Genomic DNA, 17,417 nt, shown 5'->3' with positions numbered 1-17,417 from the left:
GTGTTCCCGATGGCGAACACGGAGTATCCGGACTCGGCGACGGCCTGCGCCTTGCTATCGGTCCTCGATGAGCTGCCCGTTGTCCATGCGCCAACGGCGGGTGGAACTGACCGCATCGAGCATGCGGCGATCGTGGGTGACGAGCAGCAGTGTGCCGGTGAAGGATTCGACAGCCTGCTCCAACTGTTCGATGGCAACCAGGTCGAGATGGTTCGTCGGCTCGTCCAACACCAGCAGATTCACCCCGCGCGCCTGCAAGAGCGCGAGCGCGGCGCGGGTGCGTTCACCGGGGGAGAGGGTTTCACAGGCGCGGGTGACATGCTGTCCGCGAAGGCCGAATTTCGCCAGCAACGTCCGTACCTCGGCATCGGGCCAGTCCGGCATCTCGGTGCCGAAAGTCTCGGCGAGCGGGGCGCCGCCGCGAAACAGTTCGCGTGCCTGATCGACCTCGCCGATTTCGACGCCGGAGCCGAGCGCGGCCGTCCCGCTATCCGGGCCCAGCTTGCCGAGCAGCAGCGCGAGCAGCGTGGATTTACCCGAGCCGTTCGCGCCGGTGAGTACGATCCGATCGGCCCAGTCGACCTGGGTCGTGAGAGGGCCGAGGGTGAAATCTCCGCGCGTGACGACAGCATTCGTCAGCGTGGCGACCACCGCGCCACTGCGCGGGGCCGCGGCGATCGACATCCGCAGTTCCCATTCCTTGCGCGGTTCCTCGACGACGTCGAGGCGTTCGATCCGGCGCTGGGTCTGGCGGGCCTTGGCCGCCTGCTTCTCGGTGGATTCGGCGCGCATCTTGCGTCCGGCCTTATCCGAATCGGTTTTGCCCTTGCGCCGCGCGTTGCGCACCCCGTGCTCGAGCCAGTTGCGTTGCATCTGAGCCCGCGCCTCCAGACCGGATTTGGTATCCGCGAACTCGTCGTAGGCCTCACGGGCGTGCTGGCGGGCGATCGCTCGCTCGGCCAGGTACGAGTCGTAAGTGCCGTCGTAGATGCCGACCTGTCGCTGCGCCAGATCCAGCTCCACGATCCCGTTCACGGTGCGTGCCAGGAACTCTCGGTCGTGACTGATCACCATCAGCGGCACCCGAAGACCGTTCACGAACTGCTCGAGCCGGGCCAACCCGTCCAGATCCAGATCGTTGGTCGGCTCGTCCAGCAGCAGAATGTCGAAGCGCGACAGCAATACCGACGCCAATCCGGCTCGAGCGGCCTGTCCGCCCGACAGACCGGTCATCGGGGTATCGAGGCCGCCGGCCAGCGATTCGGTCAGACCGAGATCGGCCGCGACTTCCTCGGCCCGCTGTTCCAGGTCGGCGCCGCCGAGGGCCAGCCACCGCTCCAGGGCGGGCGTGTAATCATCGTCGCCGCCCTCGGCCAGTCGCTGCGCCGCCGCGTCCATGGCGTGCTGGGCTTCGGTTACGCCGGTACGGCGGCCGAGAAATTCGAGCACCGTTTCCCCTGGCACGCGCTCAGGTTCTTGCGCGAGGTAGCCCACCGTCGCATCGGGAGGGCTCAAGGCGATGGTGCCCGCAGGAGCGTCGCGGTCGGCGAGCATACGCAGCAGAGTCGATTTTCCCGCGCCGTTCACGCCGACAAGGCCGATCACGTCACCGGGCGCGAGGATCAGATCGAGATCGTCGAACAGGGTGCGTTCGCCGTGTCCCGCCGACAGCCCGCGCGCATGCAGAGTGGTGCTCACCGCAAGAAGTCTGCCGTGTTCGTCCGGGGCCTCCGCACCCGGTCGGTCCGGGCGAGCGGACTCGCTGTCGCCGCGCTTCCGCGTTGTCGGGGTTGTCGGGGTCGCACCCTGAGTCCGACGTCACGGAAATCAGGGTCGAGATCGGTTATCGGACCGATGCGCCGCGCTCCCGCACGGAGCAGAGTTGTTGTCGTACCGACCGACTCCGAAAGGGATTCCGATGACCGCACCCGTTCGCCGCCTCACCCGTTCTACCGGCGACAGTTGGATCGCAGGAGTCTGCGGCGGCATCGCCGAATACTTCGGCTGGAACGCCAATGTCGTGCGTCTGCTGTTCGTCCTGTCCTGTCTGCTTCCCGGCCCGCAGTTCATCCTGTATCTGGTGTTGTGGCTGATCATCCCGAAAAAGTGACTACCCCGACCCGGTAAGGGGCTGCGCCGTGGACTCGTGGATGACAGGATGGTGTGGTCTCATCGCGCAGGGGGAGTCCACCGCATGGCGAAGTCCACAGCGTCGTCACACGAGTTCGTCGAGGAGGAGTCATGATCACATCGGGCGAGTTCGCAGGCCTGGATCTACCCGACATCGATATCTCGTCTTCGCTGGACGGGCTCGGCCCCGTCGAACTGAACCACCCCACCCAGGACATCAACGGCGACGGCATCCTCGACACCGAGACGACCACCGGTGACGATGCCATGCAGGTCTGGACGGACTACGACCACGACGGCATCGCCGATCACGTCACCGTCGTCGAGAAAGACGGCGATTACGCCGCCTGGGAGTTCCATCACCATCCGGATGGGACTTCGGGGTGGGTTCGCACGGACCAGGGAAAACTCGGAAAGTAGGCGTCGCTCGGCGGTGTCGGTCGCTTCCGAATTGCCGATGAGCGGCCGACGGATCGGGATTCGAGGGAACCGAACTCTTCTCGGGGACGTCCAAATGGTATGGCGGCTCCCGGCCGTCAGAGCTGCCCGATGACGGACGGTTTTGCGAGACGGATGGAGGATTCTCGTGTCGACTGGCGGACAGGTAACGGTGGACCCGACCACGCTGGGGAAGATCGGTAGCAACCTCCAGACATCGGCCGCCATCGTCGGAGGTAAGACGGCCGATGTCGAAGGTTGGACGTTCGGGCCGGGACAGGCCGGTCGAGCGTACGCCGCCGAAGGTACGAAGGTCGCCGGGGGAATCGGTCGCGTCGCGACATGGCTGAAGAGTTGGCAGACGGCTGTCGATAAGACCGGAGCTCAGCTGAGTTCGAGTGCCGGCACCTATGCCTCCGTCGACGACAGCAACGTGAAGCGGATAGCCGCAGCGGCGGTCGACCTCGGATGAGCTTCGCGATATTCCACGCCGTAGGCACACCAGAGTGCCGTCGATTGGGGGGTGTACCAAGTGGCCGGAAATGAATCGACTACGTTGTCGGCGCGCGCCGACGCATCGGCGGACGATCTATTGAACGACGGTGCTACCGGTCTGATGTATTTCGAGGAGTATCTGCCGCGGTACAGCACATGCTTCGACTCTTTCGGTTTCGGCCGAAGCGATATTTCGATGACGCAGATGAATACGATTTACGCTAAGTACGATGTCGAGCGTGGTATGGATATCGCGGCATTGGACTGTATGGCCGTGGCGATGGGGCGGGTGGTCACCACCGCCAAGGAGGAACTCGATAAACAAGCCAAACAGCGGACGGCTTTACCGTCTGTCTGGCAGGGGCAGGCTGGCGATGCGGCATGGCAGATGTTGGACGCTCAGATCAAGCGAGCAGAAGCAGACTATACGGATGTTTCGACCTTGTCCTCGGTGTTGACCAAGGCCGCCACTGGTTTACGTGTAGTCGTCAAGGCCAAAGCTCAAGCGGTCAAGAACTATTGGCATCCGACTTTGCCGGATATTCCCGATGCGAACGGGCAAGGCAGGGAGAATATCGACAAATTCATCGTGGTCGCGTGGAACGACGGTGAATCGGCCGAAGGGCGAGAGGCCAAGCGGTGGTTGGAAGGAACATTCGTCCCTCACGTCGAAGCCACGGTAGCCAACTTCGAAAAACTGTGCGCCGACACCGAGACGACGGTAAGGCAAATATACGACGATCTGGTTGCAGCGCTGAACGGCGTTGATACGGCCGCGTATCCGATGCCTGTCGAAACACCGAAAGTCAGTACCCCGAACGATGACAGCAAGAAGACGTCCGGTGACGATGGGAAGTCCGGTGACGGCAAATCTGGTGATGGGAAGTCCGGTGATGGGAAGTCCGGTGACGGCAAATCTGGTGACGGCAAATCTGGCGATGGCAAATCTGGCGATGGGAAGTCCGGTGATGGGAAGTCCGGTGATGGGAAGTCCGGTGATGGCAAGTCCGGTGATGGCAAATCCGGTGATGGCAAATCTGGCGATGGCAACTCCGGTGATGGCAAATCCGGTGACAGCAAGGCCACTTCCAACTCTCTGACTGGTCTCGCCTCCCTCGGTCAGGCCGCCCAGACGCTGGCGTCGGCGGCAAGCACGTTGACTCAAAGTCTCGAGACCGGCTTGAGTTCGCTCAGCGGGTTGATTACCGACGGCATCCAGGATGCTCTGGAAAAAGCGGAAGCAGCGGCCGAAGAGCAGAAGAATGCTGAGCCGGACGACGAGAAGGCCGGCGAAGAGACCAAGGGCGAGAAGAAGGTGAGCGAGTTCGACCTCGCGGGTAAGCATTTCGCGCTCGAAGTCGGTCCGGACGGTCAGCCGAAGCTAGTCGCGACCGACGCCGACGGCACATCGCACGAGTACAGCGTGAAGTTGGACGAAGACGGTCATCCGCAGATCTCCATCGACGAAGTCGGGAAGGACGGCGGCGAAAAAGGTGGCGGCGAAAAAGGCGACGGCGAGAAAGGCGGCGGTGAGAAAGAGGAAGGTAAGCAGCGAGGAGCGAACGGGGAAGACAAACGGGAGCAGCCTGCCGCAAAATCCTCCGAGGAGGACACGGGTCAGCCGGGTGCGAGCCCCGGCGTACCGTCCGGTGCGCGTCGGGGGGAGGACGGAGAACACACACCCACGGTCGCTCCGGCACCGGGGACACAAGACGAGCAGGCGGTGCGGCAGCCCGACAGTGGTGCGCAATTGGCCGAGGCAGGCCCGCTGTGAGACACCCGAGTGAAAAGTGATCGCGATGGATTACGGATATCAAATCGAGTGCGTCGTCGAAGAATACCGGCGTGGTGTGCTGCGACTGCAAAGCGAATACGACGAGATGAAGAGAAGCCTCAGCGCGGACGACGGTGCGGCGTTGCTCGAAGCCATCGAGCGTGTCGAAGCCGAGCGGGAAGCGCAAGCCCGCCTCGAAGCCGATGAACGGAAGCGGCTCGAGACCGAGGCGCGCGAGCAGCGAGAAGCGATCGCCCGGTCTATCGCCGCCCGCAAATCGAAGGATGTCGTTACCCCCATCGACGAGGACGACGATCCCGAAGGCGAGTACTACCGGCGCAAGAGTTGGCTGATCTGACCGGAGGGGTGGTCCGCGGCGCCGATCTGTGCTGATCGGTGCTGCCCCTCACTTCCGGATCAGGGAGGCGACAGTGCCGAGGGAGAGTTTGGGCTTCTCCTCCTCGCGGGGGGCGTGGGGGTCGATCACGTGGGTGTGGGGAATTTCGGCTTCGGGATCGGCGAAAGGTTCGTAGGTCTTGTCGCCGAGGAGGGTGTGGAGCAGGTAGCCGGTGAGCAGGGCCTGGGTGGCACGGGCGGTCTTGCGTTCGTGCTTGCCCACTCCGAGAGCGCCGAGTGCTCGACGGCCCTCGACGATGCCGTTGTTGGAGGCGCCGTCGAGGGCGCGCAGGATGCTCTGCCCGCCCCAGACGGTGGCGAGGGGGATGGCGTTGGAGTTGACCGATTCGATACCGGAGGCAGCCGCCAGGATCAGGGCGGGGCAGTCGATATCGGGTGCGACGCTTTCGGCGGACGGCGCGGTGGGGGCGGGGAAGAGGGCGGCGACGGCGGCGACCTCGCGCTGGCCGGCGGCGAGCACCGCGGCGCCCGCACCCATGGCGTGCCCGGCGAGGGCCAGGCGATCCGGGTGCACGCTGATGTCGCCGTCGCCGAGTCGAACGCCGGTGCAGATATCCAGGGTGGTGAGCAGATCGGTGGCGAGACCCAGATGTGACGGAATCGGCCCTCGCTCGGTGTCGGGGGCGGCGACGACGAAACCCCAGGAAGCTAGATGCTCCATCAGCTGTCGATACTTCGACGCGCCGGTCAGCCAGCCGTGGCCGAAGGCGACAGCGGGCAGGTTGCGCCCCGATTCGGGCGTATAGACGACCCCGGGCTGGCCCGCGATCGCCAGATTGCCGCGCAACACGCGGTGCGGGCCACGGCTGGTCAGGGTGCTCAAAAGGGATTTCACAGACGCCGACACGACGTGAACGTTATCCGATAAGTACTCTGGGGAGCCATGTGCGGAATCGTTGGCTACGTCGGGTACCGGGACGCGCTCGGCGTTGTCGTTGACGCGTTGCGCCGCATGGAATATCGGGGCTACGACTCCGCGGGGGTCGCGATCCTCAGCGATTCGGGCGTTCTGGCCGTGGAACGCAAGGCGGGACGGCTGGCGAATCTGGAGGCCGAACTCGCCGAATCGGGGGCCGAGCGCTTCGTCGGCACCACGGGAATGGGCCATACCCGGTGGGCGACACACGGCGCGCCGACCGATCGCAACGCGCACCCGCACCGCGATATCACCGAGAAGGTGGCCGTGGTGCACAACGGCATCATCGAGAACTTCGCGCCGCTGCGTAAGGAACTCGAAGCGGCCGGGGTGGAGTTGCGCAGCGATACCGATACCGAGGTCGCGGTGCACCTGGTCGGCCTCGCCTACGCCGCGGGCCCGACCGCGGGTGATTTCGTCGCCAGCGCGCTGGCCGTGCTGCGGCGGCTCGAGGGTGCGTTCACGCTGGTCTTCACCCATGCCGACCACCCGGGCCTGATCATCGCCGCCCGCCGCTCCACCCCGTTGGTGGTGGGTGTCGGCCAGGGCGAGATGTTCGTCGCCTCCGATGTCACCGCGTTCATCGAGCACACGCGTGAGGCGGTGGAACTGGGGCAGGATCAGGCCGTGGTGATCACCGCGGATTCCTACCTGGTCACCGATTTCGACGGTAACGAGGTCAGCGGTAAGACCCGCCCGTTCACCATCGACTGGGATCTGGCCGCCGCCGAGAAGGGCGGCCACGACTACTTCATGCTCAAGGAGATCGAGGAGCAGCCCGCGGGTGTCGCGGACACCTTGATCGGGCATTTCACCCAGGACGAGGCCGGTGGCCGGATCGTGCTCGACGAGCAGCGCCTCGCCGATCAGGAATTGCGCGAATTCGACAAGGTCTTCGTCGTGGCCTGCGGCAGCTCCTATCACGCGGGTCTGCTGGCCAAGTACGCGATCGAGCACTGGACCCGGCTGCCGGTCGAGGTCGAGCTGGCCAGCGAATTCCGCTACCGCGATCCGGTGCTCGACCGGTCCACCCTGGTCGTGGCGATCTCCCAGTCGGGTGAGACCGCCGACACGCTGGAAGCGGTTCGCCACGCCAAGGAGCAGAAGGCGCGCGTCCTCGCGATCTGCAATACCAACGGCGCGCAGATTCCGCGCGAGTCCGACGCGGTGCTCTACACCAGGACCGGCCCGGAGATCGGCGTCGCCTCCACCAAGGCGTTCCTCGCCCAGGTGACGGCGAACTATCTGGTCGGGCTGGCGCTCGCGCAGGCGAGGGGCACCAAATATCCGGACGAGGTGGCCAGGGAATTCGCCGAGCTGGAGGCGATGCCGAAGCTGGTGGCGCGGGTGCTGGAGACCGGTCCGCAGGTGCGGGCGATCGCACGGGAGTTGGCTCACGTGCCGACCGTGCTGTTCCTCGGTCGTCACGTCGGCTATCCGGTCGCGCTGGAGGGTGCGCTCAAACTCAAGGAACTCGCCTACATGCATGCGGAGGGTTTCGCGGCGGGTGAGCTCAAGCACGGTCCGATCGCGCTGATCGAGGACGGACTGCCGGTCATCGTGGTGATGCCATCGCCGAAGGGCCGTGCCGTGCTGCATTCCAAACTGCTCAGCAATATCCGTGAGATCCAGGCACGCGGCGCGCGCACCATCGTGATCGCGGAGGAGGGTGACGACACGGTTCGCCCGTTCGCCGACGATCTCATCGAGATTCCCTCGGCGCCGACGCTGTTCCAGCCGCTGCTGTCGACGGTCCCGTTGCAGATATTCGCCGCCGAGGTGGCGCAGGCGCGTGGGTACGACGTGGACAAACCGAGGAATCTGGCCAAATCCGTCACCGTCGAGTGAATCGACCGAATCTGTTGTGATGCACGGTGTTTCACCGATAGGAACGGTCCCGGAGTCGGCATGATCCGGGACCGGTCGGCGATCGCCCTCTGATACTCGGTAACAGATCGTGCGTCGCGCACCGCGGTGCTGGATCTACTCCACCGTGACAGTCCCGCGCATCTGCGGGTGCAGGGAGCAGAGGTAGCGGTAGGTGCCGGGGGCGGTGAAGGTGTAACTCCATTCGCCGGTGGTGAATATGGGGCTGTTGATACCCATCGCCTTGTCTCCGATCCCCTGCACGGAATGGGGGTACCGGTCGGAGAACTTCCATGCCACGGTATCGCCGACTTTGACGGTGACGTTCTCCGGCGAGAAGCTCATATCATCGACGGTGACGGTTACCGCGGCGGTCTTGCGCGCACCGGTGTTCGCGGGGGCCGAGGTGGCCGCGTTCGGGGATTTCGCGGTGGAGGTCGCGGGCGAATCGGAGTCACCGGACCCGCAACTCGACAGCAGGACGGTGGCGGCCAGGACGAATCCGGTCACGACCCGGGCGGTTTTGGCGTGGCTACCGATCGACATGATGGCCAAGCCTAGTCGCGGTCACCGCCGGGCCACCCGGCACCGTGGCCGACGCCCTCCTCGGCGTTCGTCGGCGGGTAGGGTCGGATCGCCCCCCGAACCGGGGCGGGAAGGCAATGCCGGATCGACGCAGTGGAGGCGATGCGCGGATGTCCACGCAGCGGGGATATTTCACCGCCGACGAAGTTCGGACGGCGGAAGCCGAATTGTTCACCCGGGTGCCGGATGGCGTGCCGATGCGGCGCGCGGCGTACGGGTTGGCCAGAGTCGTCGCGGCGGAACTGCGTGCGCGCACCGGCGGTGTGGCGGGTCGTTCGGTGACGCTGCTGGTGGGGTCGGGGGATAACGGCGGCGACGCGCTGTGGGCCGGTTCGATATTGCGCCGCCGCGGCGTCACGGTGACGGCGGTGCTGTTGAATCCCGAACGCGCGCATGCGAAAGGCCTCGCCGCTCTGCGCGCGACCGGTGGCCGGATCGGAGACGGGATCGGCTCACCCGATCTGGTCGTCGACGGGATCGTCGGCATCTCCGGGCTAGGTCCGCTGCGCCCGCGTGCGGCGGAACTCGTCGCCGGAATCGATGTTCCGATCGTCGCCGTGGATCTACCCAGTGGTGTCGACCCGGATACCGGCGCGGTGACGGGGCCTGCTGTTCGTGCCGATGTCACCGTCTCCTTCGGCGCGTACAAACCGGTGCACGCGCTCGCCGCGCCGTATTGCGGGCGAATCGAGTTGGTGCCCATCGGTTTACAGCTGCCCGAACCGAGGCTGGCGGCGCTGGAGTCCGGCGCTGTCGGCGCCGACTGGCCGGTGCCCGGCCCCGCCGACGATAAGTATTCGCAGGGTGTCACCGGTGTGTGCGCCGGCAGCGCGACCTATCCGGGCGCGGCCGTACTGTGCACCGGTGCGGCGGTGGCGGCCACTTCCGGGATGGTGCGTTATGCGGGCACCGGGGCCGGTGAGGTACTGACGCATTTCCCCGAAGTGATCGCTGCTGAGTCCGTCTCGGCGATGGGTCGCGTGCAGTCCTGGGTCTTCGGTCCGGGAGCGGGCACGGATTCCGACGCGCGCGGGCGTCTGGCCGAAATCCTCGCGACGGATCTCCCCGTCGTCGTCGACGCAGACGGACTCACCCTGCTCGCTGCGGACCCCGCGCTGATCCGTGGCCGCGCCGCACCCACCGTGTTGACCCCGCATGCCGGTGAATACGCGCGCCTGACCGGCCATGACGTCGGGCCCGACCGGGTGGCCGCGGTACGCGAACTGGCCGAATCCTGGCGGCTCACCGTGCTGTTGAAAGGCCGTGCGACACTGATCGCCGCCCCCGGTCGCCCGGTTCTCGTCAACGAGGCGGGCGGTTCATGGGCCGCCACCGCCGGCGCGGGCGACGTCCTGTCCGGAATCATCGGCGCGCTCCTCGCGGCGGGCCGCGATCCGGTCTGGTCGGCGGCGGCGGCGGCTCGCGCGCACAGCCTCGCGGCCAACCTGGCCGCCAGCGCAGGTCCCGCCGCGGCCCCCATCTCGGCATCGCCACTGCTCGACCACCTGCGTCCCGCGATCGGCACACTGCGTGCTCTGGCACCCGATAGACGATAAGCGTGCGTCACATCACCTGTGGGATCGTTCGACCCGCTAGCGGACCCGAAAAATCGCCGCGACGTGGATGCGCCGGGGCGAAGTCCGCTCTCGAAGTGAACCGGGGATGGCAGGATCGTTAGCCGTGAACGCCCAAGTGGAAACCGTCGTCGATCTGGATGCCATCGCCCATAACGTGCGTGTCCTGCGTGAATACGCCGGTGACGCGGCCGTGATGGTCGTGGTGAAGGCCGACGGATACAACCACGGCGCGGTCGAGGTGGCCCGCACCGCGTTGGCGGCGGGGGCGGCCGAACTCGGGGTGACGACGGTGCCGGAGGCGGTGCGGTTGCGCGCCGCGGGGATCACCGTGCCGATTCTGTGCTGGCTCAACAATGCCGATGCGGACTACGCCGCGGCCATCGGGGCCGATATCGAGATCGGGGTGTCGTCGCTGGCGCATCTGCGGGCGGTGGCGGCGACCGCGCGCGGGATGCGACGCAGCGCCATCGTGACGCTCAAAGTCGATACCGGACTGAACCGCAACGGTATCTCGCCCGACGAGTACCCGGTGGTCCTCGCGGCGCTGCGCTCGCTGGTCGACGAGGGCGTGGTGCGGTTCCGGGCGATCTTCTCCCACCTCGCGCATGCCGACGAGCCCGAACATCCCTTCCTGGACGAGCAGCGCGACCGCTTCATCGGGGCTATCGCCGCCGCGAGGGCGGTCGGTCTGGATCCGGAAACGACGCATCTGGCGAATTCGGCCGCCACGCTCACCCGACCCGACCTGGCCTTCGATATGGTGCGTCCCGGCATCGCGGTGTACGGGCTTCCTCCCGTTCCCGGCCTGCCCGATTTCGGGCTGCGGCCCGCGATGACATTCCAGGCGCGGGTCGCGCTGGTCAAGCGGGTCGCGGCGGGGGAGGGGGTGTCCTACGGGCATCAGTGGATCGCCCCGCGCGACACCACGGTCGCGCTCGTCCCCGCGGGGTACGCCGACGGCGTCTTCCGCTCGCTGAGTGGGCGTTTCGAGGTCTTTCTCGGTGGCTCGCGGCACCCGAGCGTCGGCCGCGTCTGCATGGACCAATTCGTCGTCGACCTGGGTGACAACCCGGCCGACGTCATCGAGGGCGATACCGCGGTGCTGTTCGGCGTCGGTGCGGGCGAGCCCGGAGCGCAGGACTGGGCCGATCTGCTCGACACCATTCACTACGAAGTCGTTTGCGCGCCGAAGGGTCGGGTTATCCGTCGTCATGTGGGCGGGCGAACCTGAGCGTCGACGTCACGCTCGCGGGGCGATTATGGTGACCGTGGCAGCGCTTGTTCGCGTCGCGTGGCCGACTCGTGTGCATGCCGTTATCTGAGAGGGTTTCCGATGGGATCGCGACGGTCGAATCGCATGTTGCGTGGGGGGATGGCGACGGCGGGGGTGGTCGGCGCGCTGGCGGGAGCACACGCGTTACGCAGGGTGGGGGCGCGGGTGCTGTGGCCGATGGGCCGTGACGAATATCGCGGCGAGGATTTCACTCTGCTGGAGCGTGACCGCGCGGGCGCGGTGCTCACCCACGACGGTGTCCGCCTCGCCACCCGGGAATGCGGACCTGCGGACGCGCCGGTCACCGTGATCTTCGTGCACGGGTTCTGCAACAGCATGGAGTCCTTCCACTTCCAGCGTCGCGATCTGCAAAAACGTTGGGGCGCGGGGGTTCGCATGGTCTTCTTCGATCTGCGCGGGCACGGACGTTCCGGCACCCCGGCCACCGACCGGTGCACCATCGCTCAACTCGGGTGTGATGTGGCGGCGGTGCTCGAACAGACCGCGCCCACCGGTTTTGTCGTGCTGATCGGTCATTCCCTCGGCGGGATGGCGGTGCTGGCCGCGGCGGCGCAGTTCCCGACGCTGTTCTCCGACAGGGTGATCGGCGTGGGGCTGCTGTCCACCGCGGCCGCCGAGGTCACCGCGGCCGGTGTCACCCAACTGCTGCGCAATCCGGCGATCGACGGTTTCCGGCTGGCCGTGCACACCGCGCCGACCCTCGTCCAGGCGGGACGCAGTACGGTCCGCCACATCATCGCCCCGATCCTGCACGTGAGCTCCTACCACGGTCCGGTGAGCCCGACACTGTCGCGTTTCACCACGGCCATGATCGACAGAACCCCCGTCGAGACGATCGTCAAATTCTTGAAAGCGTTCGAACTGCACGACGAATCGGGTGCGCTGCCGATCCTGGCCGACATGCCCGTTCTCGTCCTCGGCGGCGGCCACGACCTGGTCATTCCGTTCCGCAACTCCCGTGCGCTGCACCGCGAACTTCCCGGCAGCACGCTGGTCCGTCTCGACGGTGCCGCCCACATGCCGCACCTGCAATTCCCGGATGTCGTCAACGACGCCATCGACCGACTCCTCGGCGCGGCCCGTGCGCGCGTCGACTCGGCGCGCTCGGAATCGGCGCCGGAGGCCACGGGGAGCTGAACGCGGGCGAGTCGCGACCCGCGTGGCGAGCCGCCCGCCTGCTCACCAAGCCCGCGCCGGTACGCTCGGGCGAGTTCAGCGGACGTTCGGATCGGAGGCGGCGGTGGCGCTACGACAGCGGGTGCTGCCGACGGTGGAGGACACCGAGGCGCTGGGCCGGGAGTTGTCGGCCGAATTGTCGGCGGGGGATCTGGTGGTGCTCGACGGACCACTCGGTGCTGGCAAGACTGCGCTGACGCGAGGGATCGCGGCGGGGCTCGGGGTGCAGGGGCGAGTGAGTTCGCCCACGTTCATCATCGCCAGGCAGCACCGGGCGGGCACGGGGGCCGGTGCGGTGCCGATGGTGCACGTCGACGCGTATCGGCTGGGCGGGGATCTGGATGAGTTGGACGCGCTCGATCTGGACACCGATCTGCAGCACGCGGTCGTGGTGGTGGAGTGGGGACTCGGGGTGGTCGAGCATCTGACCGACCGGCATCTGCGGGTGCGGTTGTCGCGGGAACCGGATTCCGATGTGCGAACTGCCGTCTGGGAGTGGGTGCAGTAGCGCCGATCACAGTCGCGGCGCCGTGCGAAACGGGAAATGACCAGTTCCTCGTTGCTACCCGGTAGCTCCGCGCCACGGCCAGGTACCACCCGGTATCGTTGGGCCAATCATGCTTGTACTAGCTGTCGACACCGCGACACCCGCCGTTACAGCGGGATTGGTGGAACTGGAGCAGGGCGCGTCGGATGCGACCACCACGGTGGACCTGCGGACAGTCGCCTCGCGTGTCCGGGTCGATCCCCGGGCGCACGCGGAGGTGCTGACCCCGCAGATCCTCGAATGCCTCACCGAGGCAGGCCGTTCCAGAACCGATATCGCCGCGGTCGTGGTCGGCGTCGGCCCGGGACCGTTCACCGGGCTGCGGGTCGGCATGGCGACCGCCGCCGCGTTCGGGGACGCGCTGGGCATTCCGGTATACGGCGTGTGCAGCCTCGACGCCATCGCCGCCGATTCCGCGCCGGATCTGACGCCGGACTGTGAACTGCTCGTGGTGACCGACGCGCGCAGGCGCGAGGTGTACTGGGCTCGCTACCGCGACGGCGTTCGGGTGGCGGGACCCGAGGTGACCAAACCCGGTGATCTGGATTCGGCGCAGGCGGAGGTCATCGCCGGATCGGCATCGCACGTGGACTTTTTCGATCTTCCCGTGGTGCCGGTCGAGACACCCTCGCCTGCCGGACTGGTGCGCGTCGCCGCGACCGATCTGCTCGCGCGCGCGGTGCCGCAACCGCTGACGCCGCTGTATCTGCGCAGACCCGACGCGGTCGAGAACAGTTTCCGCACCCTCGACCGGACGGGAGCGTGACGCCCGTGGATCAGGAAAGGGAGTCGCACGAGCAGTCGGCCGAGGAGAAGACGGTCCGTGGCGTTATCCGTATCGAGCCGATGACCGTCGCCGATATCGAGCGCTGCGTCGACCTGGAGCAGTTGCTGTTCCCCGAGGACGATCCCTGGCAGGCGGTGGCCTTCCGGTCGGAACTCGCCGCTGCGCACAATCGCTATATCGCGGCCCGCGACGAACAGGGGCGCATGGTGGGGTACGCGGGTATCGCCCTGCTGGGTGACACCGAACACCCCGAGGCCGAAGTGCACACCATCGGCGTCGACCCGACCTGCCACCGTGGCGGCGTCGGCACATTGCTGCTAGAGGCGCTGCTGGCCGAGGCGGGTAAACGCGGCGGGCCGGTATTCCTCGAGGTGCGGACCGACAATCAGCCCGCCATCGCGATGTACGCCAAACACGGGTTCCACATCATCGGACTGCGCAAGAACTACTACCACCCCAGCGGCGCGGACGCCTACACCATGCGCAGGCCGGAATTGACCGCGCAAGGACAGGCGTGGCGCAGCATCCAGCAGGACGAGGTGCTGTCGTGATCGTGATGGGTATCGAAAGTTCCTGCGACGAAACCGGAGTCGGGATCGTCCGCTGGAACGGCGACGGCGGTTGCGAACTGCTCGCCGACGAGGTCGCCTCCAGCGTCGACCAGCACGCCCGTTTCGGCGGTGTCGTGCCCGAGATCGCCTCGCGCGCGCACCTGGAGGCGATCGTTCCCGCGATGCGGCGGGCGCTGTCGGCGGCGGGCGTCGTCAAACCCGATGCGCTGGCCGTCACCATCGGGCCGGGTCTCGCCGGTGCGCTACTGGTCGGTGTCGCCGCCGCGAAAGCCTATGCGGCGGCGTGGGATGTGCCGTTCTACGCGTTGAATCACCTCGGCGGACATGTCGCGGTGGACACTCTCGAACACGGTCCGATGCCGCCGTGCGTCGCGCTACTGGTCTCCGGCGGTCATACCCACCTGTTGCACGTCACCGATCTGGGCGAGCCGATCGTGGAACTCGGCAGCACCGTCGACGACGCGGCGGGGGAAGCCTTCGACAAGGTGGCCAGGCTGCTCGGCCTCGGCTATCCCGGTGGCCCCGCGCTCGACTCGGCGGCGCAAGCGGGAGATCCGAAAGCGATCGCCTTCCCACGCGGTATGACCGGACCGCGTGATCCCCGCTACGACTTCTCGTTCTCCGGCCTGAAAACCGCGGTGGCCAGGCATGTCGAGGCGGCCCAGCGTCAGGGCATCACCCCGGATCGGCTTCCGATTCCGGATATCGCGGCCTCGTTCCAGGAGTCGGTCGCCGATGTACTCACCATGAAAGCGATCAGGGCGGCCACCGATGTCGGCGTGGACACCCTCGTGCTCGGCGGCGGCGCCACCGCCAACTCCCGCATCCGTTCCATGGCCGAAGAACGCTGCCTCGCGGCCGGTTTGACGCTGCGCGTGCCGAAACCCCGGCTGTGCACCGATAACGGCGTCATGATCGCGGCATTGGGCGCGCATGTCATCGCGGGTGGTGCGACGCCGTCCGCGCTGACTGTCGCCACCGACCCGGGCCTTCCGGTGTCGACCAGCCAGGTCGCCTGAAGCCCGGACGACCATCGCCGCGGCCGACCGTTACCGGGGGGCGCCCACGGTAGGTGGCGTCGATGATCCCGAATCGGAATGCGGCGGGAACGTCAGGGGAATGCGCGTCCGTGCCGGGGTCCGCGCCGGCGTCGGCGCCGCGCCGGTCGTCGGGGACGGGGTTCGGGTATCGGAACCGTTGTGTTCCGGCAGCACCGGCGCGGGCTCGTCGCTGTCGCCGAGGGGCGGAGCGAGCAACTCCGGGAACGGGATCGACGGCAGGTTCGGGTCGGGCCGCAGCGTCGGCTGGGTCGGCGCGGCCGGGGTGGTCGGCAGGGGTGAGGTCGGACCGTTACTGCTCGGCGGTTGCGCGGGCTCCTGCGTGGTGGAGGGGATGGTGCCGATGGCGGGCCGACTCGTGCTGTCGCGGCCGGTGGCGGTGCCCGCTGCGGTGGGCGGGGCCACGTTGATCGGCGGGTTCGGCACCTGCTGGGCGCTGCTGGTCGTGCCCGCGGGGGAGATCTCGTCGTCCGCGGTGGGCGCGAAAGTCTTGATGCCGTAACCGATCACCAGGCCGACGACGACGATCGCGCCCGCGAGGGTGCCGATGACCTTGGTGAAGGTGCCGACCGGCGCGTCGGTGCCGAGTGTCGCGACCGGGAAGGTCGATGGCTGTACCGAATCGGCCACCAGCGCCGCGCCTTTGGCGATGACGGCTTCCGGATCGTCCACCGTGTGCACCGGCAGGCCGAGGTTGTCGGCGAGGGTGGTCACCACCGAGGGAATATTGGCCCCGCCGCCGATTACCACCACCGCTTCCGGGTAGGTGGACGTTCTCGCGAAGACCGCGGCGGCGAAAGCAGCCGTATCCCGCAGGAGGTCGGCGATCAGTTCCTCGAAATCTGCCCTGGTCAGCTTCAGCGGACGCCCGGCCACGTGATCGATCGTCACCGCGGGCGCGATCGAGAGGTGCTCTTTGGCCGCCCTGCCGCGGTTGGTCAGCATGCCGCGATTGGGCCTGGTTCCGCGCCTGGCGTAGTGCAGATCGACCAGGTGGTGGTAGATGAGGTCGTCGATGGCGTTGCCGCAGATCGCGGTGGTGCGTTCGGACCGGAGGACGGTCCCGTCGGCCTGTTCGGCGACGGTGACGGTGAGCCCGGAGGCGCCGAGATCGACGATGGCGACCGTCGTATAGCGGTCGAGTAGTCCGGTGTGGCGCAGATAGGTGAGGGCGGCGTCGCATTCGGGGATCAGCTGGAGATCGCGCTGCTTGCCGGTGGCGGCCCGGATGAGCTGGGCCTGCTCCTTGCTGCGATAGGCGACTGCGACACTGGTCGGCACGGCGTCGAGGCCGGTGGGATGGCTGCCCGTGAAGCGCGCTCCGACCGGGAAGGCGACGTCGTAGGTGATCTGCTGACTGGCGGGCAGCTGGGTCGTCATCAGTTCGATCGAGGAGGACACGAGATCGCCGAGATCGGACTGGGCGGCGTCGACGGAGACGACACGATAGTCGAAACTCTGGGCCCCGTTCGGCGCGGTGGCGACCAGCGCGGAGCACACGACCTCGGTGCCGGCGGAGATGCCGAGTGATGTTCGCATTTCACCTCCCTTCGAGCGGATGGTCACCGTGTCGCCGACCATCTCGAACTGGACTGCGGGGCCGCCACGTGGATGACGGACGATCCGGACGCACAATCCGGCCGACCCGTTGTCCGGTGGGGTCGCTGGGAACGGCCTTCGATCACGTGTGGAGTTGCTCTCTGGTGAAGCTTTGTGGTGCTGCTGTTACAGGTGATGTCTTCTGGCTGGGTGTTTCGTGACACTGACCGCGCTCCCTGCGACGCC

Annotated in this window: 17 protein-coding genes; 13 read left to right on the top strand and 4 right to left on the bottom strand. The window is 67.0% G+C overall.

Annotated elements, in window-relative coordinates; translation table 11 throughout:
* Positions 1 to 54: 54 nt before the first annotated feature.
* Entirely contained in the window at positions 55 to 1,698 is a 1,644-nt protein-coding gene (locus tag ABZS43_RS08040; protein WP_355035089.1) for an ABC-F family ATP-binding cassette domain-containing protein, read from the bottom strand.
* Positions 1,699 to 1,918: 220 nt separating this feature from the next.
* Here ABZS43_RS08040 and ABZS43_RS08035 point away from each other — a divergent pair, with 220 nt between their 5' ends.
* The 5 genes from ABZS43_RS08035 (at position 1,919) to ABZS43_RS08015 (ending at position 5,195) form a co-directional block, all read left to right on the top strand.
* Entirely contained in the window at positions 1,919 to 2,110 is a 192-nt protein-coding gene (locus tag ABZS43_RS08035) for a PspC domain-containing protein (protein ID WP_355035088.1), read from the top strand.
* 131 nt (positions 2,111 to 2,241) lie between these two features.
* On the top strand, positions 2,242 to 2,550 hold the full coding sequence (locus ABZS43_RS08030) for a DUF6802 family protein (protein WP_355035087.1): 309 nt from the start codon (positions 2,242 to 2,244) through the stop codon (positions 2,548 to 2,550).
* Between the two features lie 166 nt (positions 2,551 to 2,716).
* On the top strand, positions 2,717 to 3,040 hold the full coding sequence (locus tag ABZS43_RS08025; protein ID WP_355035086.1) for a hypothetical protein: 324 nt from the start codon (positions 2,717 to 2,719) through the stop codon (positions 3,038 to 3,040).
* Positions 3,041 to 3,100: 60 nt separating this feature from the next.
* Positions 3,101 to 4,837 (top strand): hypothetical protein, encoded by a 1,737-nt coding sequence (locus tag ABZS43_RS08020; protein WP_355035085.1) that lies wholly within the window; start codon positions 3,101 to 3,103, stop codon positions 4,835 to 4,837.
* Positions 4,838 to 4,853: 16 nt separating this feature from the next.
* Positions 4,854 to 5,195 carry a hypothetical protein gene (locus tag ABZS43_RS08015; RefSeq protein ID WP_355035084.1) on the top strand — a complete coding sequence of 114 codons (342 nt, stop codon included), beginning with the start codon at positions 4,854 to 4,856 and terminating at the stop codon, positions 5,193 to 5,195.
* 48 nt (positions 5,196 to 5,243) lie between these two features.
* On the opposite strand, the gene ABZS43_RS08010 is transcribed toward ABZS43_RS08015, so the two are convergent.
* Positions 5,244 to 6,101 carry a dienelactone hydrolase family protein gene (locus tag ABZS43_RS08010; protein WP_355035083.1) on the bottom strand — a complete coding sequence of 286 codons (858 nt, stop codon included), beginning with the start codon at positions 6,099 to 6,101 and terminating at the stop codon, positions 5,244 to 5,246.
* A gap of 36 nt (positions 6,102 to 6,137) precedes the next feature.
* Between ABZS43_RS08010 and glmS the strand changes: the two genes are divergently transcribed.
* Entirely contained in the window at positions 6,138 to 8,018 is a 1,881-nt protein-coding gene (gene glmS, locus ABZS43_RS08005) for a glutamine--fructose-6-phosphate transaminase (isomerizing) (RefSeq protein WP_355035082.1), read from the top strand.
* A 135-nt stretch (positions 8,019 to 8,153) separates the two neighbouring features.
* Here glmS and ABZS43_RS08000 read toward each other — a convergent pair whose 3' ends face one another.
* Positions 8,154 to 8,582 carry a cupredoxin family copper-binding protein gene (locus ABZS43_RS08000; RefSeq protein WP_355035081.1) on the bottom strand — a complete coding sequence of 143 codons (429 nt, stop codon included), beginning with the start codon at positions 8,580 to 8,582 and terminating at the stop codon, positions 8,154 to 8,156.
* A gap of 149 nt (positions 8,583 to 8,731) precedes the next feature.
* Here ABZS43_RS08000 and ABZS43_RS07995 point away from each other — a divergent pair, with 149 nt between their 5' ends.
* The 7 genes from ABZS43_RS07995 (at position 8,732) to tsaD (ending at position 15,593) form a co-directional block, all read left to right on the top strand.
* A complete protein-coding gene (locus ABZS43_RS07995) occupies positions 8,732 to 10,177 on the top strand; it encodes an NAD(P)H-hydrate dehydratase (protein ID WP_355035080.1) in 1,446 nt (481 codons plus the stop codon).
* Positions 10,178 to 10,283: 106 nt separating this feature from the next.
* Positions 10,284 to 11,429 carry an alanine racemase gene (alr, locus tag ABZS43_RS07990; protein ID WP_355035079.1) on the top strand — a complete coding sequence of 382 codons (1,146 nt, stop codon included), beginning with the start codon at positions 10,284 to 10,286 and terminating at the stop codon, positions 11,427 to 11,429.
* Between the two features lie 102 nt (positions 11,430 to 11,531).
* The gene (locus ABZS43_RS07985; protein ID WP_355035078.1) at positions 11,532 to 12,629 is read left to right on the top strand and encodes an alpha/beta hydrolase; all 1,098 of its coding nucleotides are present in this window, start codon (positions 11,532 to 11,534) and stop codon (positions 12,627 to 12,629) included.
* 103 nt (positions 12,630 to 12,732) lie between these two features.
* Entirely contained in the window at positions 12,733 to 13,176 is a 444-nt protein-coding gene (gene tsaE, locus ABZS43_RS07980) for a tRNA (adenosine(37)-N6)-threonylcarbamoyltransferase complex ATPase subunit type 1 TsaE (RefSeq protein ID WP_355035077.1), read from the top strand.
* Between the two features lie 109 nt (positions 13,177 to 13,285).
* On the top strand, positions 13,286 to 13,981 hold the full coding sequence (tsaB, locus tag ABZS43_RS07975; RefSeq protein WP_355035076.1) for a tRNA (adenosine(37)-N6)-threonylcarbamoyltransferase complex dimerization subunit type 1 TsaB: 696 nt from the start codon (positions 13,286 to 13,288) through the stop codon (positions 13,979 to 13,981).
* A gap of 80 nt (positions 13,982 to 14,061) precedes the next feature.
* Entirely contained in the window at positions 14,062 to 14,553 is a 492-nt protein-coding gene (rimI, locus tag ABZS43_RS07970) for a ribosomal protein S18-alanine N-acetyltransferase (RefSeq protein WP_355035225.1), read from the top strand.
* Positions 14,550 to 15,593, top strand: coding sequence for a tRNA (adenosine(37)-N6)-threonylcarbamoyltransferase complex transferase subunit TsaD (gene tsaD / locus ABZS43_RS07965; RefSeq protein WP_355035075.1), 1,044 nt, complete (start codon positions 14,550 to 14,552; stop codon positions 15,591 to 15,593). Before rimI ends, tsaD begins: the two co-directional genes overlap by 4 nt.
* A 30-nt stretch (positions 15,594 to 15,623) precedes the next feature.
* On the opposite strand, the gene ABZS43_RS07960 is transcribed toward tsaD, so the two are convergent.
* Positions 15,624 to 17,171, bottom strand: coding sequence for an Hsp70 family protein (locus ABZS43_RS07960; protein ID WP_355035074.1), 1,548 nt, complete (start codon positions 17,169 to 17,171; stop codon positions 15,624 to 15,626).
* Positions 17,172 to 17,417 lie beyond the last annotated feature (246 nt).

Origin of the sequence: Nocardia sp. NPDC005366 (genome assembly GCF_040606855.1) — a bacterium.
Lineage (GTDB): Bacteria > Actinomycetota > Actinomycetes > Mycobacteriales > Mycobacteriaceae > Nocardia.
Note: the sequence above shows the minus strand (reverse complement) of the source record. Positions and strands in the feature narration are given on the sequence as shown.

Excerpts from the sequence above, each read along its gene's own strand:
- alr (WP_355035079.1), top strand. The coding sequence starts at position 10,284 with ATGGCAGGATCGTTAGCCGTGAACGCCCAAGTGGAAACCGTCGTCGAT.
- glmS (WP_355035082.1), top strand. The coding sequence starts at position 6,138 with ATGTGCGGAATCGTTGGCTACGTCGGGTACCGGGACGCGCTCGGCGTT.
- rimI (WP_355035225.1), top strand. The coding sequence starts at position 14,062 with ATGACCGTCGCCGATATCGAGCGCTGCGTCGACCTGGAGCAGTTGCTG.
- ABZS43_RS08000 (WP_355035081.1), bottom strand. The coding sequence starts at position 8,582 with ATGTCGATCGGTAGCCACGCCAAAACCGCCCGGGTCGTGACCGGATTC.
- ABZS43_RS07995 (WP_355035080.1), top strand. The coding sequence starts at position 8,732 with ATGTCCACGCAGCGGGGATATTTCACCGCCGACGAAGTTCGGACGGCG.
- ABZS43_RS08035 (WP_355035088.1), top strand. The coding sequence starts at position 1,919 with ATGACCGCACCCGTTCGCCGCCTCACCCGTTCTACCGGCGACAGTTGG.
- ABZS43_RS07960 (WP_355035074.1), bottom strand. The coding sequence starts at position 17,171 with ATGCGAACATCACTCGGCATCTCCGCCGGCACCGAGGTCGTGTGCTCC.
- tsaB (WP_355035076.1), top strand. The coding sequence starts at position 13,286 with ATGCTTGTACTAGCTGTCGACACCGCGACACCCGCCGTTACAGCGGGA.
- ABZS43_RS08030 (WP_355035087.1), top strand. The coding sequence starts at position 2,242 with ATGATCACATCGGGCGAGTTCGCAGGCCTGGATCTACCCGACATCGAT.
- ABZS43_RS07985 (WP_355035078.1), top strand. The coding sequence starts at position 11,532 with ATGGGATCGCGACGGTCGAATCGCATGTTGCGTGGGGGGATGGCGACG.